This window comes from Variovorax sp. 01T432 (assembly GCF_056398605.1).
Window position 1 is genome coordinate 1 of record NZ_JBFTPS010000157.1, and the last position, 550, is coordinate 550.

Consider the following 550-nt stretch of genomic DNA (forward strand, 5'->3'; position numbering starts at 1 on the left):
TGCTCCGCGCCGCCGCGCCCGCACGTTCGGCGGCGCTGTGCGCGGTGTCTTCGGGATCGTCGTTCAGGTCGTCGAGATTCATGCCGTCCCGCCTCGACCGGCAGCGGCCGCGCGGCCGTTCATTTCACCACCACGACCGGCTGCTTCGCGGTCGCGAGCACACGCTGCGCCACGGAGCCGAGCAGCAGGTCGGCCACCGCGCTGCGGCCCTTGGAGCCCAGCACGATCATGTCGAACTTGCCCGTRTTGGCGCAGTCGACGATCTCCTGCGCCACGTGGCCGGTGCGGATCTCCATGTCGTACCCGATGCCGTCGGCCTGCAGGAGCTTYCTGGCCGGCYTGAGTTCCTTCTCGCTGAGTTCGCGCAGRTAGTCGGCGACTTCCGCCTTGCCGACGAAGGCCTTGGCATGGCGCAGGCCGGTATCGTCATGGACGCTGATCAGCGTGATCTTGTTCGACGCGGTGCGCAGCAGATGCGCGAGCCGCGCGGCGTACTTGACGGCGCGGAGGGAATACTTGGACCCATCGGTAGCGACAAGGATCTTCATGG

1 protein-coding gene is annotated in these 550 nt (G+C 67.4%); it reads right to left on the bottom strand.

The window, feature by feature from the left end; genetic code table 11:
* Window positions 1–119: 119 nt before the first annotated feature.
* Window positions 120–550 (bottom strand): universal stress protein (locus tag AC1DNF_RS35770; RefSeq protein WP_478153677.1); only part of this gene is annotated, 431 nt, incomplete at its 5' end.